This window comes from Pseudomonas sp. Mn2068, from assembly GCF_049319725.1.
GTDB classification, from domain to species: domain Bacteria; phylum Pseudomonadota; class Gammaproteobacteria; order Pseudomonadales; family Pseudomonadaceae; genus Aquipseudomonas; species Aquipseudomonas gingeri.
The window spans coordinates 502,573-519,516 of the sequence record NZ_JBMOUG010000003.1; the positions used below are offsets into that span (position 1 = coordinate 502,573).

Annotated in this window: 4 protein-coding genes; 2 read left to right on the forward strand and 2 right to left on the reverse strand. The window is 66.0% G+C overall.

Going from position 1 to position 16,944, the window contains the following annotated elements:
• Positions 1-7: 7 nt before the first annotated feature.
• Both ACL9RJ_RS10285 and ACL9RJ_RS10290 read right to left on the reverse strand, forming a co-directional pair.
• Positions 8-4,882 carry a dermonecrotic toxin domain-containing protein gene (locus tag ACL9RJ_RS10285; RefSeq protein WP_422765194.1) on the reverse strand — a complete coding sequence of 1,625 codons (4,875 nt, stop codon included), beginning with the start codon at positions 4,880-4,882 and terminating at the stop codon, positions 8-10.
• 121 nt (positions 4,883-5,003) lie between these two features.
• On the reverse strand, positions 5,004-9,863 hold the full coding sequence (locus ACL9RJ_RS10290) for a hypothetical protein (protein WP_422765195.1): 4,860 nt from the start codon (positions 9,861-9,863) through the stop codon (positions 5,004-5,006).
• A 121-nt stretch (positions 9,864-9,984) separates the two neighbouring features.
• Between ACL9RJ_RS10290 and ACL9RJ_RS10295 the strand changes: the two genes are divergently transcribed.
• A complete protein-coding gene (locus ACL9RJ_RS10295) occupies positions 9,985-10,290 on the forward strand; it encodes a YkgJ family cysteine cluster protein (protein WP_017126573.1) in 306 nt (101 codons plus the stop codon).
• A gap of 148 nt (positions 10,291-10,438) precedes the next feature.
• A complete protein-coding gene (locus ACL9RJ_RS10300) occupies positions 10,439-16,927 on the forward strand; it encodes a TcdA/TcdB pore-forming domain-containing protein (RefSeq protein ID WP_422765196.1) in 6,489 nt (2,162 codons plus the stop codon).
• Positions 16,928-16,944 lie beyond the last annotated feature (17 nt).

Here is a 16,944-nt window from a genome sequence, read left to right on the forward strand (position 1 = left end):
ACCGGCGCTAGAGCTGGCGCAACTGCTCGCGCACCACCGCCTCCCGTTCCGGGGCATTGAAAAACAGCTGGCGCGCCATGACCAGGCTGATCTCGCTGCGCCAGATGCGGAACACCTCCAGGGCTCGCCCGGGTTGCCCCTGGCGGATGCGTTCGAAGCGCTCCTGCTCGGCCCGGGCCTGCGCCTTGATGCCGAGAAAACGCTCGGCCCAGCGCTTCAGGTGAGCGCCATGGGCCTGTGGCTTGCCGTCCTTGTCCAGGGCCCCGCGCATCACGAACAACTCTTCCGGAGTGGCCTTGTCGGGATAGTGGAAGTGCGCCACCCAGATATTCTTGCCGGTCGCCTTGTCACGCACCGCATACTCCTGGAGAAAGTCGCTTTTGCCGAGTCGGGTGCGCGGCCCGTTGCGAAAGATCTCGACCTCGTTGTGCTCCTTGAGAAACAGCAGCCGTTCGGTGTCCGGCGCACTCGACTTGGTCACGGCGATCCGCGCCATCAGCCCCTCATGCCTGAGGGTCCCGGCCTGGAGACGCAGTTCCGCGGCCTGGACCTGGCCGGCGGAAACTTCGCTTTGCGTCACCGAGCCGTTCGCCTGCGTCACCGCGCGGTCGATCTGCCCGGCCAGCGCTTCCAGCGCCCGCGCCCGCACGTCGAGGACATCCTGCAGATAGATCGGGTCCTTGGCGACCGGGATCTGCCGCCTGGCCATCTCGATTTCCCGGCCGGCCTGGCGGATCTGGCTCTCGGCCATCTGCACCAGGCGCTTGAGGCCCGGCTGCGGCGCCGGTCTGGGCGCGGGGGTGGGCGCCGGCTTGGGCAACGGCTGCCAGTAGCCGTCCTCTTCCTCGACAAAGGACTCGAGCGGTTGACCGGTCTGGGGGTCCATCAGCTCGACGACCTCATGGCCATCCTGGGGCGTGTCGCGAACATAGCCGAGATAGTGCTGCTTGCGACGGGTGCGGATGATCTTGCGCCGCTTGCCGGCGGGCGGCGACGGCAGGTCAGGCGCGTCCTCGGTGGGAGCCTGCGCCTCGATACGCGCGACCAGGCTGCGCTCGGCTTCCTGCTGCAACTCGACCAGGCGCTGGGTGAACAGGTCGGTCCAGACCAGGCGAGTCCCCGGCGGCAACAGGCCGGTCTTGTACTCGGCCATGGCCAGGGCTTCGTTGTATTGGCTCACACAGGTATTGAGCACCGCGATGTCCGCCTCGGCGGACAGCGGCGTAGCGGAGCGTTCATCGAGAATGGACTGGGAGGCCAGGGCACCGCGCAGGTCATTGAGCTTGGTCGAGATATCGCTCTCGAGCTGGTGCGGATCCAGTTCCCTGAAGCAGTACACCGCGAGCCGGCACGCCCTGATGGCTTTCAGTGCGCGCACCTTGTGCCCCCCGCCCCTGATTTGCTGCATGCGCTGGTAGTCCGCCAGGTTCTGGTTGCGATGATCGCCCAGTTCGGCAAACGCCTGCTGCTCGCGCTCCGCCCAGTCGATATACAGGTCCGTGGCGCGGTTTTCCCGTTGCTCCAGTCGTTGCGTTTCCATCAGGACCCGACCCGAACCATCCTGATAGGGCAAGCGCTCGATGATCCGCACGCAACGACGGTCGATGATCCTGATCGCGTCCAGGGCGAACTGCATCGCCGTGACGAATTGATCCAGGGTGGTAAAGAGTGTCGCCTTGTAGCCCCGCAGGAAGACCGTCTCGTTCATCCGCAGTTCGTTGAGCTGTTGCTCGTAACCGTCGATCAGGGCTTTTCCCAGCTCGGCGATCCGGTCCATGCGGGCAAACCATTGCGCGTGGGTATAGCGGTCGGGATTGGCTTCCATCGCCACCAGGGCCTCGCGTTCGGGAAACAACGCGCGTGCCCGTCTCCCCTGCTCCGCGACGCGCTGATTCCAGCCTTCCATGAAGCGCTCGCTGACCCGCTCCCGCTGCTCCTGCTCCCGGCGCTTTTCCTCGAGCAGGGCCGCTCTTCTTTTCCCGACGTTGCCCGGGCGCCCCGAGCCGCCGCGCAGGCGCAGCTTCAAGTCCGGCGTCCAAACGCCCGCGCCATCGTTTTTCAGATAGAAGCCGTCACGCAGGCCATCCGGCGAGACCACCTGGACAGTGCCTTCGCTGTCCGCCTTCACAGCAAACAGCCATCCCCCGAAGTAGGCCGCCAGCCGCTTGGACGCCTTCAAGCGGATCAGGCCCTTGAGGTCGCCGGACGCGATGACCTCCCCCAGGGTCTCGGGCGCGGGCCAGGAATAGGGGTAGATCTTCAGGGTGAACGAACTGGCGGTCGGACGCGAGGCGACCGTGCCGGGCGCTACCGGGTTGTCCAGTTTCATCGGCAATGGCCGGTCCGGCCCTTCGCTGATCGTGGCCTCGTGCGACGGCCGCTGGCCCTCGTCGAGCGGGATCCGCTGCGGTGTCCTGGCGTGCGCCTGCCGACGGTTCAAGTGATGTTCGAGAATAAAGGCGATGTTCACCAGGACATCGGCCCAGGCATTGGCCTTGGCCCCGGGGTCCTTTTCCTGCAGTCGCCGAAAGTCGGCATCGACGCTGGCGACCACGGCGAAAATCCAGCCGGCCACCGCCGCCGGGCCACGGATAAACATCAGCACCACGTTGAACAATTGCCAGCCGCCCTCCTTCAAGGTGTTCCAGCGTAGTTCGGCATTGGACACCGATTGCCGGTCCGCCAGGGCGATCAGGGTCCTGGCCAGCGAATCGAAAAGATGATGCAGGTAGTCGCCCCGGACCACCGTTTCGTCGAGCGTGGCCGGCGCCACCGGCAGCAGCGCGGCAAAATCGTCCTCGAACGAACGCCGCAGGTGGGGCTCGACCAGGCCGCCATTGGCATAGGTGCGCCGGGCCTGATCGCTCAACCACGCCAGGATGCTGTCCTGCACTGAACCGGGTTGCCTGAGCGCATCGAACAGGGCCGACCACGTCGGGTATTGCAGCAGCGGTTCGACGGGAGGCGTGGGGCGGGCGTCATTGTCATGAGGGCAGAAATGCTTGTCCGCTGTCGCCTGGAACTGCTGGAAGGCCGCCGCCTGCGGGCCGGCCTTGGCCAGCAGCGGACGGTAGAGAATGAACGGGCCGCTCCCCGTGTCCTTCGGACCGATGATGAACATGGACGCCACGACATCCGCCGACGCATCGGCTTCGACCTTGAATGCCAGGGGACGCAGGACGATCTCCTGGCCGTTCACCTGGCGTTGCGCCGCTTCGGCCTGCACTACCGCTTCGACACAGCGGTAACCCGCTTCGTCGAAGTGGGCGTCGCCGCGAATCTTCAGTTCCAGCGCCGCCATGGGCAATTGCACCCGCAGTTGCCCGGTGAAGAGTGTTTCCCGGCGCCGGGCCTCATCGGCGTCGTCGACAAGCTTGGCCCGCAGGATGTCGAGATAAGTCTTGCCGATGTCCACGGCCGTGACCAGCGCCTTGACGTAGTCCGCGGTGAGCCAGTCTGGCACCGCCACATCCACTCCACAGTGGCGGATGGTGATCTTCATCTTCGCGTGGCGGAAGCCGCCGAGATTCTCCAGGGCAAACTCCGTCAGGCTCATCCGCACCTTTTCCACCGTTCCCAGCGCCCCGCCCGCGCCGCCGGCCACGGCCACCGCGATGACCTTGTCGAGCTCCAGGCGAATATCATCGGGGTTGGCGATATCGGCAGCGGACGGATGGTCCTCGCCCATCTTCTTGCGCAGCGCCCTGGCCGCGAACTCCGGCAGATCGCCCACGTCATCGAGAAATGCCTTGCCGCCCGACACACGCTGCACCTCGGCCAGTTTTTCCAGCAGGGCCCGGTAGGTGCCGAGGTCTTCGCTCGACGCCCCCAACAGCCAATGCGGCAAGCCGTCATTGAGCGCCGCCAGCGCTTCGGGCAACTCGACCACCGTATGGGGCTCGGTCTGCACCGGCGTGAAAAACCAGTCATCGGGACGGGTGATTTCATCGAGGCGGTGCTGGTAGTCCGCGAGCGTCCACTCGCTATCGAAGCCGATCAGCGCAATCGTCTGCAGCTGGTTTTCCAGCAGGGTTTCGACAAAGCTGGCGAAGGCCAGGCCCAGTTGCATATCCGGGTCGCCCCGCTGCCAGAGCCGATGCTCGCGATACTCGATATCGCGACCGTTGGCGCGGACACTCATGAACAAGGGCAGCAGCGGTCCGAGGTCCGTGGTGTCGGCCCGGAAAAGGCCCTTGGCCAGGCTGAGCAGCAACGGGTTCTGCTCGATCCCGCGCTCCTTGCGACGGGCCACCAGCACGGGCAAGGCTTCGGGATAGCTGCCGCCCCAGATGTCCTTGCTCACCGCCTGGATGCCATGGAAAGCCAGTTGCTGCTCGGGCTTTTGCAGATCGATCGACAGAAAGGCCCGATGCTGTTCACGGTCGGCGGAAAACATGCGCATCAGGATCCGGCCAAGGCGTTGAAAGCGACTGCTACCGTCCGCATCCTCCGCGTTCCAATAGTCGACCAGGCCCTGTTGATAGAGTTGCAGCAGGATATCGCCCCACGACCCGAGCGTGTCCTGGGTTGCCGCGGCGTCCACCACCAGGCGGTCGCCGGGCAAGCCATCGAGCCTGATCTCCAACACATGCTCGGCGGTAAAGAGCGGCGCGACCCCGCTGGTAAAGTGTTCGAGCACCAGGTCGATCACGGCACGGTACTGATAGCCGCCCGAGAACCGTTTGCCTTCCTGCTCGCGCCACAGGAGCTTGCCGACATACAGATGCGAGGCGTTGCGCTGCGGGTCCCAGCGGCTGAAAAAAGCCTCCTGGATGGCCGACAGGGCCACTTCCCGCAATGTCGGCGGATGGGCGAAAAGCGCCTTGGCCGCCTCGATCTCCTGCTCGAGCGACAGGCCCGGCAGTGTGCTTGCGTCATTCATGCAGACTATTCCCTTCAAACAGATCCGACGGGCCCGGCTTCGAGCCGCCGTGCCCGTCACCGCACGGCGGTACCAGGGCAGTAGACGCCCGGCACGCCGGGCCCTGGCGGTATCCGCTTAGCTACAGTCGGCGCAATTGCTCCACCAGGGCCGCATCCACTTCAGCGGCATCGAAAAAGAACTGGCGGGCCATGGGCAGGCTGATCGCACTGCGCCAGATATCCACCGCCGCCTGCGCGCGACCGGGCTGGCCGCGGCGAATACGCTCGAACCGCGCCCCTTCGGCACGGGCTTGCGCCTTGGGCCCGAGAAAACGCTCTTCGCGGGTTTTCAGGTGGGCGGCCCCCGGGGTGAACAGGTCATCGTTGGGGGTCAGATCGGGGTAGTGGAAGTGGGCCACCCAGAGCAACGCGCTCTTCTTGCTCGCGACCGCCTTGTCGAGGATCAGGTACTCCTGCAGGTAATCGCCGGACTTGAGCAGGCTGCGCGGACCGTTTTTCCTGATTTCGATGGCGCCCTGGCGGTGCAGGAAGTCGACGCGGGCCATGTCCGGCATGCTCGCCTTGGTCGCCTCGACCCGGATCAGCAACCCCTCGTTGCCCAACTCGAGGGCCAGGGCGCGCAAGTTGGCCGCCTGGCTCTGTGCGTTGAGCCGCTCGGGCGACTGCTCGGTGCTCGCCAGGCCGTTCTCCAGTTGCTCGGCGAGCCGGACGAGGATCCGCGCTTCCCCTTCCAGCACATCCTGCAGGTAGACCGGGTCCCGGACCGGCTGCTTCAACCGGGCGGCGTGGTCGAGCGCGCGCGCCAACTCCTTGCGGGCATTGGCCAGCTCGCCACGGGCCTTCTGCATCTGCGTGCCGGCCTCCTTGACCAGCCGCTTGAGCCCGACCTGTGGCCGCGTGGCGACCGGCGCCGGGGCCTGCTCAGGGGCCTTGACCTCCTCCCAGTAGCTGCCGCTGGCGCTTTCCTGGAACACCCGCACTTCATCGCCGTCGGCCAGTTCGACGGTCTCCCGGCTCTGACCGGCGGCCGGCGGTCGGACTTTCCCCAGGTAGGTCCCGCCCCTGGACCCGCGGGTCTGGATCAGCCCGGGGATTTTCTCCAGCTCCTCCTGCGCGGCGATCTCACTGGCCCGTGCCTCGAGCGACTCGCTCAACGCCTCCAGCGCCTCGTCACGCAATTGCGCGATCAGTTCGAGCAGACGGTCGGTATAGGGCAGCGCCGTGCCTTCGGGCTGCTGGTGCCGCCAGAACTCGAGGGTCTGCAGGCCCGACACATAGTTTTCGATACAGGTGTTGAGCACCCGCTGACGGCGCCGGGCAGGTATGTCCGGGTCCTGCTCCAGGTTGAGCCAGGACTGGTTCGCCATGGCGATCTCCTGGGTCTTGTCTATCAGCGAAGGAGGGACCTGCTCGTCCTGTCGCAACTCATGCAGCGTCAGCCAGCGCAGGCTATGCAGCTGCGACGCCTGCGTGTCTCGCTCCAGCGGAGCGTTCGGGGTCCGGCCGATGGTCTGGTCGCGGGTCTTGCTGCCCAGACCGGCAAAATCGTCCAGATGCCTGTCGACCTGCCTTTCCCTGCGATGCCATTCGAACATGCGCTCATTGGCCGCGACCTTGCTCCGCTGGTAGGCAAGGAACCGCTCGAAGAACCCGGAGCCCATCTGCATAGCGCTGGTCTGCGCCAGCTCGAGTTCTATCGCGGAGGGGCGCTCTTCCTCACGGACCCGGCGCAGGACTTCAAGCGTCTCACGGCAGCCGCCCAACTGGATGCCGAGGAAAGCGCACACGGCGTCCTTCCATTTCGGCACTTTCGCCACCCGGGATTGTTCCTCGCGCAGGACGATGCTCTGCCCCATCATGTCGAAAGCCTTTTCCGCTTCCTGGAGATATCGCTGCCGAGCCCTGCTGATGGCCTCGACGTCAGTCCCCTCCTCCTTGAGTTTCAACGCGGCCCGTGCCGCGGAGGCGGCGATTGTCGCGAGTTTCCCGGCGGTTTCGATCTCCTTGTGGCGATCCACCAAGACCTTGGCCGCCGCCTTTTTTTCGTCCTGTATCTGCTTGATGGACTTGCGTCCGCCGCGCCCCGAGCCGCCGCGCAGACGCAGCTTCACGTCCAGGCTCCACTCGCCGGCCTCGGTGCTTTTCAGGTAGAAGCCTTCGCGACTGCCGTCCGGGGTGATCATCCGCACGCCGCCCCCGGGCTCCTCGCGGACCCGATACAGGCGCCCACCGATATAAGTGGCCAGGTGGCCGCTGTCGTTGAGCCGGATCAGGCCCTTGAGTTCACCCTCGGCGATCACCGCGCCCAGTGACTCGGCATCAGGCCAGGGCCGTTCGAAACGGCGCAGCAGCAGGTCGTCGATGCGGATGCGACGCTGCCCGGAGGGCGCCAGGGCCGGCTCGTCCAGGTGCATGGGCACGGGCAGGTCCGCCCCTTGCGCCACATAGGGCCCAGGCCTGGGTCGGCCCGCCCCCGCAGGCTCCGTGCGGAACGGTATACCCTCGCGAGCGGCTGAAGGTGCCCTGCCCTCGGCGAGATGATGGCTGAGGATAAAGGAAAGATTGACCAGCACATCGGCCCAGGCATTCGCCTGCCCCTGGCCGCCCCTGGCCTGCAACTGACGGATGTCCCGGTCCACGCTGGCCACCACCGCATAGATCCAGCCCGCCACGGCCGCCGGGCCACGGATGAACATCAGCAGCACATTGAACAGTTGCCACGCGCCTTCCTTGAGCTGGGCCCAGCGTTGCTCGGCGTTGGACACCGACTGCCGGTCGGCCAGCTCGATCAGCGTGCGCGCCGTCGACGTGAACAGGTGGTGCAGGCAGTCGCCGTCGACCACCGCGTCACTCGGGCGTGCCGGCCCCGGAGTGGAAAAAGCGGCAAAATCGTCTTCGAACGATCGCGGCAGGTGCGGTTCCTGGAAGCCGCCATGGTCGTACAGGCGCCTGGCCCGGGGGCTCATCCAGGTCAGGACGCTGTCCTGCAGCGGGCCCTCCTGGCGGATGGCCTCGAACACCGCGCCGAAGGTCTCGTACTGGCGCAGGGGTTCGAGCGCCGGCGTGGGCCGGGCATCGTTGTCGGGGGCACACAAGGCCGTCCCGGAGGCCGCCTGGAAACCCAGCAACGCCGACTCATGGCTGCCGGCCTTGGCGAACAACGGGCGATACAGCACGTGCGGACCGTGACGGATATCCTTCGGCCCGATGATAAACATCGACGCCACTTCATCGACCGCGGCATCGGCTTCGGCACGAAAACCCAGGGGCCTGAGCACGATCTCCTGGCCGTCGACCTGCCGCTGCGCTGCGGCGGGGTTCATGAGTGCCTCGATATACCGGAAACCCACCTCGCTGAAACCGGACTGGGCCCTGATCTTGAGCTCCAGCGCCGCCATGGGCAATTGCACCCGCAGTTGCTCGGTGAAGAGTTTTTCCCGGCGCCGGGCCTCGTCGGCGTCGTCGATCAGCTTGGCCCGCAGCGCCTCCAGGTAGGTCTTGCCGATGTCCACGGCCGTCACCAGGTGCCTGACGTAATCCGGAGTCAGCCAGGCCGGCACGGCGGACTCGCGGTCGCAGTGCCGGACCGCGATGCGCATCTTCGAATGGTGAAAGCCGCCCAGGTTCTCCAGGGCGAATTCGGTCAGGGTCATCCTGACCTTTTCGATGCTGCCCAGGGCCCCACCGCCGCCACCGGCCGTCGCCACCGCGATGACCCTGTCGAGCTCCAGGCGGATATCGTCGGAACTGCTGATCCCCAGGGGCTCGGCATGCTCCTCATGGATTTTTTCCAGCAGGGCCCGCCGGGTGAAACTCATCAGGTCGCCGATGCCGTCGAGAAAGGCCTTGCCCTGGGAGGCACGCTGCACACTCGCCAGATGATCGAGCAGATCCCGATAGCGCTCTATATCCCGCGGATCGGCAGCGAGCACCCAGTGGGGCATTGCATCGCGCAGCGCCGTCAGTTCCTCGGACAGTTCGCGCACGCTATGGGGCTGCGTCGGCTCGGGGTTGAAAAACCAGCTGTCGGGGCGGGTGATGGCGCTGAGTCGCCGCTGGTAATCCTCGACCGTCCAGTCGAGATCACGGCCGATCAGCGAAACCTCCTGCAACTGATTCTCCAGCAAGGTACGCCCCAGGCTGGCAAAGGCCTGTTCCAGCAGCTCGTCAGGATCACCCGACTGCCAGAGCCGATGCTCGTGATACTCGATATCACGCCCCTCGGCCCGGCGGCTCATGAACAAGGGCAGCAGATGTCCCACTTCCGGGGTCCGGGCCCGGAACAGTCCCTGGGCGAGGCTGAGCAACAACGGTGCCTGCTCGACCTCATGCTCCCAGCGACGAACCAGCAGCACCGGCAACGCTTCCGGGTAGTAGCCGCCCCACGGATCCTTGCTCACGGCGCGCAGGCCATGGACGGCCAGTTTCTGGTCGGGCTTCTGCAGGTCGACCGTGAGGAAGGCGCGGTACTGTTCGCGGTCCGCGGTGAGCATCCGCACCAGCAACGCACTGAGCCGGCCAAAGCGACTGCTGCCTTGCGCATTCTCTTCGTTCCAGTAGTCGACCAGCGCCTGCTGATAGAGCTCCAGCAGGATATCGCCCCACTGGCCGAGCAGCGTCGGCGGGACCGGCGGCTCGATCATCTGGCGATCGCCGGGCAGGCCGACGAAGCGGACTTCCAGCACATGATCTTCGCTGAAAACCGGCGCCACGCCCTGGGTGAACTGCTTGAGCACCAGATCGCTCAAGGCCGTGTACTGATAGCCGGCGGAGACCTTTTTGCCATCGGCCGTCAGCCATCGCGGCTCGCCGACATACAGGTGCGTGGCGTTGCGCAGCGGGTCCCAACGGCTGAAGAACTGTTCCTGGATAGCCGCCAGGACCACCCCCGACAAGGTCGGCGGGCGGGCGAAAAGCGCCTTGGCCGCAGCGATGTCCTGCTGCAGCGACGGGCGAGGCGATGTGGTGGTGTCCGGCATGTCTGGCTCCCTGCAAATGCGCGAGTAGACAAGGAACAGCGCTGCCCACGGCGGTATCCGGCTATCGCCAGACCGCTGATTCAGGCATACGGGCCCGCGGCACTGGCATACACTGGCGCCCATGACCACGATTCCCCTGACCGACCTCACGCCCCCGGCGATCACCTGCTCTTCCTGCGCGGCCTGCTGCTGTCGGCTGGAAGTCATGCTGATCACCGATACCGGTGTGCCCGAGCGCTTTATCGATATCGACGACTGGGGCGGCGAGGTGATGCTGCGCCTGGACGACGGCTGGTGCGCGGCCCTGGATCGCGACAGCATGCGCTGCACGATCTACGCGAAACGGCCGTTGATCTGCCGGGAGTTCGAGACCGGCTCGGCGGAGTGCCTGGAAGAACGCCGCGATATCGCCACCGCGTATCGATGATTTGAACGGGCGCATCAGGGCGCTTTCATCTCCGAGTCAAAGACGCTTCCCATATATCCGCTGAACCAGCGCAATCCACACTTGGGACCCCACGTCACAAGTAGCGGGCAACCCCAACGTTGCCCCCGGAACCTGAGATCACCGGCCCATGAAAACCCTCGAACCACCCTGTGCTTCGCCCCCCTGTGCAGCCGATCCCCTGACCGAACCGGACGAGCCCGCGCCGGCCCGCTCGCAAGCGTTGCTCGCCCTCGATACGGCCAATGCCCAAGTGACCGCCCTGCTGGAACAGCTACCATCCCCGACGCTGCCCGAGGCGAGTCCGGCAATAGCGAAAAGTGAACAGATACGCCAGTTGCAGCAGGATTATCTGGCGCAACTGCAACGGTTCTGGACGCAACCCAACGGCGCCAGCAACGGCCTGCCCGCCGAGCAATGGCTCGCCCTGAGCCTGGAGACGCAACTGCGGGCCGAGGCGCAGCTGCGCAGCGCCGATGGCACGCTGGACACCGAAGACCAACAACTGATCGACCAGGTGCTGCGCCTACCCACGCGGGCACAACGGGAAGATGCCCTGCCGGTACTGCCAGCACGCCATCGACCGGCGGTGTACGGCATTACTCTGCTGGGAGAGGACGCCGCGCCGTGGCCCGGCGCATTCGTTATCACCAACAGCGATGGCGCCGTCCTGCCGGGCAACGATCCCGACCCGACGCAGCTCAAGGGCAAGAAAGCGGTCGAGGTCCACAGCGATCTCGGCCGGGTCGTGCTCTACACCCTGGAACAGGGGCTTGAAGCCTTTGCCTCGCTCCGGCTCCTGCACAGCACGCTGCAAGTGCGCCTCGGGCACAAAATCGCCGACCGCTTCACCGCCAGCGAGGACAAACATGAAAGCCTGTTCACCGGGCAGGTTCGCTCACTGCGCGACGCCCAGCAACGCAAGGTGAACGCGGTGTTTGCCGCGTCCCCGACGGACGTCTCGCCAGCCCTGCTGAAAGACCTCGCCGCCGCCGCGGACCTGCGTGACATCCTGGATATCGGCGGGCGACTGAACCAGCGCTTGCAGGCATTGCAATACCAGGCCTGGCGGCAGGTCTTCAAGGACGGCAGCCGGCAGGACTGGCAACGCTACCGCACCGCCGCCGGCCAGGTGCAGGCCGGCCGGTTGGCGCTGGGCCTGGCGTTGCTCGATACGCTGCCGTCAACCGCGCCTGCCGACAACTCCGCCACGCCGGTCATCAAGGACCAGGCAGTACTGGATGCCATCGTAACGGTGCTGAGCGCAGAAAACCCGACCACCGCAAAACCGGCACAGGCAATACGCGAGGCCTGGCAATACGTCAATGCCGCCAGCCTGCAACTGGCGCTGCTGGACGCCACGCTCGACGGCCGCCTCGACACGCGCCAGCAACAATGGGTCCGCCTGCTGCTCGACTACCCCGACCCGGCCACCCGCCCGCTGATCGGCACACACACCCTCATCGCCAGCGCGCTGGGCCTGTGGACCCATCCCGAGAATGCCCCGAGCACGCTGCATATCATTGACGGCATACTCGCTATCAGCAGCTCGGCCCCGAACGACCCGACTGTCGTGCTGTACATCCCGGACGCCCCCGATGACCAGGATCTCAAGGCCCTGAGCCGACTCGCCGATATCGACCCGTATCTCGTGGAACCGCAGTGGCGAAACTACCTGGCCGCGCGACTGAAAACGTCGGGCACGCCAATCCCGCAGGTGCCGTTCCCCGTAACCGGCGCCCACGTGCAACTGATCCCGATACCGGGCGATGTGCAGCTGGGCCTCTACACCATACGGCGCGACGCACTGCTGGAGCAGGCGCGCCAGAGTGATCCCGGCGCCACGACCACTGATCGCCGGTCACTCATCGATCAGTGGGCGCTGGGCAATGTGGTCGGCCAGAAGAGCGCCGGCCTGATCGGCACGTTCCTGCCCGGAAAAAACGCCCTGGCACGGATCAGGGCGACCGGCCAACCCGAGCTTGCCGAGCTTGCCGCGCTGCCGGCGACAGAGCGCCAGGGCCCGGCCAGCAGCGGCGCCACGCCACCCGGCACGGTGCGGCTAAGGCTGCTGGGCGGCGCGCCGATCGATCCGCCGCCGGCCCTGCCACCCCGTGTGTCCGCCATAGCCGGTCTGATCCGCCTGGGCTCCTGGAACGCGCGGGTCATGGATATCGTCGCGCCCCTCATGCCCAGCCTGTCGGACTGGCCATCGCACGGCAGCCTGGTGATCATCGACTGCCAGGGCCCCGGACCCGGCTGGTCGGTACGCTACCGGCAGGGACTGCACGAAGACGCCTATGGCTTTCGGGTGAACCCGGATATGTTCGTTGCCCGCCAGGACGTGGTGCTGTACCGGTCCGCTCCCGATCACTACAGCGCCTGGCTCCATGGCAACAGGGTGGATGCCCCCGCCGGTGAAGACAGCTTCTTTCATGCCTTGGCCCTGGCGCTGAACCTGGGTCGCGACAGCGACACGTTCACGGTCGAGAGACTGCGCGATGCCACCGCCGGGCATATCGAACGCCATCCGGAGATCGCCCCCTTCGTGACCGCCGAGCACCTGCCGCTCTATGCCCAGGCACTCGAACATTGCGCGGAACTGAATATCTGGCTGGGCAGCGAGGTCTATCAGGAGCTGACCGCCATCCTCAAGGGTTTCCCCAATCCGTACGGGCTCTTCCAGCCGGTCATCCGTTACCTGGAGACGACCCTGCCGTCGCGCTCACCGAGGCTGAGCCGCGTGGTCGATGCCGCGTTCGATGCCGTGCATCAACGCCATGCCCTGCGTCCGCTGCCCGCGGAAATACGCCAGATCATCGATCGCTATATTGACGCCCCGCCCCGTCCGGTACTGTCCCTGCTGGCCGCCGGGCCCAGTCGCAGGAGGCTGCTGGAAACGCTGTTGCTCGGGCCGTCAGAGGCGGCAGACATCGATTTCCTGGAGCAGCGCATCTTCATTTTTGACGACAGCATTCGCCACATCCTGCTGGAATACGGCGCGACGGCCGCCCAGTTGCGCGGGTATGCACTCCAGTACATAGGCAACCAGATCACCGCCCGGCGCGACTTGCTGCGCGCCACGCTCCAGCGCGTCCCGGCGCTGCTCGAACGGCTCGATATCATTTTCAGCTCGCCCACCCTGACCCCGCCCATGGCCGAGGGGATCAACATCGGTCAGATCGCCCACCTGCTCCACGATCCGCACATCTCCACCACCAGGTTGCGCCTGATCAGCCGCTGCGCGGATGCCGGCATCCTCAATATCAACCTGCTGGAGAACGCCGACGGGATCAGGCCGCTGACGGACGAGGTGCTGTCGCGACTCCTCGAACATCAACAGGAACTGCTGGGGCTGGCCAGGCAAATGGGCTTCCAGGACATCGCCCCACTGCTTTTCCCCTTCAGGGCCGACCCCATCGCCTGGACCCCACATCAATTCCACTCGGCCCCTCTCGCGAATGCCAGGCTCAACCTGCTGCTCGATACGCCCGGACTGTTCAGCATGCTCAGGCAACGATCGAACCGCGTAGTCGAAAAGATGTGGACCCAACTGACCAGCGCCACCCATGACAACGCCAGGGTTCGCCATGCACTGGCCTCTCCACGGGAAACCCTGAGCAGCCTGGCCCAACTGGACAGGGCATTGAACGCGCCACTGCCGAACACACGGCAGGCAGGTCCGTCGACGGGCTCGCAACCGACTTACCTGAGGGGATACGAGGTACACGGCAGATCGACGGCGCAGCTGTCGGGACCGGATGCGCGCGGCCTGTATCACGCGGCAAACGGCAGGACCTACATCCGCCATGACGGCCTGCGCTACGAAGTCCGCGCCTTCGGCAATCGCGTGCGGATCATCCATGCCATCGACGGTTTCCGGCGTCCGACCTATGAGGTGCAACGGCGTCCCGATGGTTCCTGGCAGCTTATCGACACCCCCGGCCTCGGGGGAGACAGGCGCCGGTCCTATCCGGCCATCGCCGAACAATCGCGCACGCAACGCGAGGCATTCGCCACGCTGGGCCAGGCCGCGCAACAGGAGTGGCAACGGCTCGCCGCCGATACGACGGTGTCCGGCCGGGTCCCCGACCTGCACAGCCTGCAATCCACGACCGCTGGCTACACCCTGGAACTGATCGACGCGGACGGCGCCCCACGCCGGCAGTTGGCACTGGCGAAAACCAGCGCACTGGCCACACTCTCGAACCGTATCCGCAGCACCGTGGACACCCTCCACCAGCACTTCCAGTTCCGGGACGGCCAACTGCTGCCGCGCCCGGGCGTCACCCATCATGAGGTGGTCCATGCCCTTGCCCAGCTCGATGGCCTGAACAGCCTGAATACCGGCTTCGCCCTGTTGCTGCTCGGCAGCGGCAAGCCTCATGCCCTGTCGGCGGACCTGACCCGCGCGGTCCAGGTGCAGTTCTACACGCAACTGGCCCTGGTGGTGATGGGCATCGCCAACGAGGGCGCACTGCTCGCCCAGACGCTTTACCTCGGCCTGAAGGACGCCGGACACCTGGGCGCCGAAAGCATCCGCCTGCTGGACAAGGCCGGCCAGGGGATCCGCCTGGCCGGCAAGACCCTGACCCTGGGCGGACTGCTGGCCGCCGGCAATGCCTTGCTGGTCCTCACCAGCCTGGGGGTCGACAGCTACCTGCTGGCCCATGCCGAGAGCGCCGAGGAAACAGCCACCTACGGCACCCATGTCGGGCTCGATAGCCTCGCGTTGGGCACGGTGCTGGCCGGGTTCGCCGAGGGTGCCGAGTTCCTCGGGCCGCTGTCGATACCGCTGGCCGGCCTGGGCCTGGGCGCCAGCAGCCTGGTGGCGGTGTTCTTTGCCAAGGCCCACAAGGTCCTCGCCACGGGCGAGCAATTCAACCGGGAGATCCAGGCCTATCGCAGCGGTTATATCGAGGATCCGCACAGCCACGGGCTGCGCCTGGACGGTCCGGTGGTGGCGAGCCATGTGGATCAGCGCAATGGCCGGGTCCACCTGGGCAGCCCGAAGATCTATGCCGTGGACACTTCGCGTTCGGGCGATCCGCGGGTGATCCTCGACGAGCGCCAGGCCATCGATGTCGGCCTGGTCCTGGGGCTTCCCGGAGAAATGCCGTTGCCGGTTTCAGACAGTGCCCGCTTCCTGCATCTGCCGATCACGCCCGAGCACACCTATCTGCCGCAATACGGCTGGCTGCTGGGCGCCACCCAGCGCAATGACGCCGAGCTGCAGCTGTTCAAGGCCCTCGAACAGAAGACCCGGGGCAAGTTCATCGAGGCCAAGTGGGTCGCGGTGTTCCAGAAGATCGTCGAACAGCTGGAGCCACGCTACCACGCCACGCGTATCCGGGTCAGCCTCGGCCTGGCGGCGCCGATGCTGATCATGGACGATCCCGGCGAAGGCGGTCGTTACCTGAGCCATGCCATCGAAGGCCAGGGCAGCCAATATGACATTTACCTGAGCGACGGCACGACCCTCGATCTGTCCAGTTGCGAAACATCGCGCCCCTCCACCTGGGTGCTGCACACCGATCAGTTGAGTCGCCCGGACGATATCCGCCTCGAGCCCGGCCGGCTGACGGTGGGGGGCGTCGTGGTGCGGGTGCAGGACAAGGAGACCCTGTATCTGGTCAACAAGCTCGACGAGGCCTACCGGCTGGACCTGGCCGGCGGCCGCTACACGCTGGCGACACTGAGCGCGCGCGACCATGAGGATGTGAATGAGCTGGAGCAACGCCTGCAAGCCCTGCAGGGCTTGCAGCGACTGACCGCCCCGGTACCTGTCGAAGACCTGTCGGCACCCGACTGGCCGGGCCGGGGCATCTATTATCGGCCCGCCGACGGCGACTTCGCCGCCATTCCCACGAACGGCGAGGACCACGGCGACGAGCTGTACCAGATCCCCGTGACCGCTGAAATGCTGTTGATCGCCTCCAGCCCCCAGCGCGAGAAAGTCAGGCAGGCGGTCGAGACACTGGCCGCGCTGACGCGCCACCTGGACGAGCAGTACCGCAAGTTCGGCGGGCGTTCGGCGGGTTTCTGGAGCGCCCACCCCGCTGCCGGCCAGCCCCGCAACGAGCAGTGCTATGGCGACTTTCTGCGGGCGCAATATCGCCTGGAGGTACAGCGCGCCCGGCTGCAAGGCCGGTATTCGGACACCGCCGGCCAGATGCTCCTGCAACTGCTGCCACGCCACGAACGCGAGCCGTCGAGCCAGGGGCCGCGCCAGGTGCTGGTGCATCGCTTGAGTATCAACGGCTATCCGGCCGATGACATCCTGGTCATCGGCGATCCGGAGCAGGGCACGCTGCTGTTGTATGTACCGGCGTCAAGCCCGGCATTGAGCGAGTTCTGTGGCGCCAGCGGGCTCAAGGCCCATGTGCAGCAACTGGCCGCCGCCGACGCAACGCTCCGGGAGCTGCAGGAACATTTCCCGCGACGCTATCGCGCCAGCAACTACAGTGCCCTCTGGGGCTACACCGGAACGGACGAGGCGCTGGAAAATCTCGGCGACAACGGCGACTGGAGCCTGATCCAGCTCGACCGTGGCCGCGTCGATGGCGACGATGTATTTGCCGTCCTGGCCAGCCTCAAGCGCCAGGGCGAAGGAGGCTGACCCCGGCAGCGAATGCT

What these genes read in the sequence shown, in the direction of transcription:
- ACL9RJ_RS10285 (WP_422765194.1), bottom strand. Translation starts at nt 4,882, where the DNA reads ATGAATGACGCAAGCACACTGCCGGGCCTGTCGCTCGAGCAGGAGATC.
- ACL9RJ_RS10300 (WP_422765196.1), top strand. Translation starts at nt 10,439, where the DNA reads ATGAAAACCCTCGAACCACCCTGTGCTTCGCCCCCCTGTGCAGCCGAT.
- ACL9RJ_RS10295 (WP_017126573.1), top strand. Translation starts at nt 9,985, where the DNA reads ATGACCACGATTCCCCTGACCGACCTCACGCCCCCGGCGATCACCTGC.
- ACL9RJ_RS10290 (WP_422765195.1), bottom strand. Translation starts at nt 9,863, where the DNA reads ATGCCGGACACCACCACATCGCCTCGCCCGTCGCTGCAGCAGGACATC.